Below are 210 nucleotides of genomic sequence, written 5' to 3'. Positions count from 1 at the left end.
CGCATTCAGCACTAAAGTCGTAAGCGTCTCAGCAGCATTCGTATCAATCGTAACTGGCGTTCCAGCTTCGTTAGTATATGTAAAGGTACCATCGGTGTTATCCACTAGAGTCGTTATGGTTTCTAAGTTCTGAACTAAAGCTGTAAAATCTAATTGAGTTGTCACACCATCTTCATCGGTATAATCTAGATTCGTATCATCCGCATTCAG

Annotated in this window: 1 pseudogene; it reads right to left on the bottom strand. The window is 41.0% G+C overall.

The annotated features are described in order from the left end of the window. Positions 1-210: pseudogene (locus IL45_RS15170) on the bottom strand (hypothetical protein); the annotation flags it as partial.

Source organism: Nonlabens ulvanivorans, from assembly GCF_000732625.1.
Taxonomy (GTDB): Bacteria; Bacteroidota; Bacteroidia; order Flavobacteriales; family Flavobacteriaceae; genus Nonlabens; species Nonlabens ulvanivorans.
The sequence above is the reverse complement of the archived record's forward strand: the minus strand, read 5'-3'. Positions and strand labels throughout refer to the sequence as shown.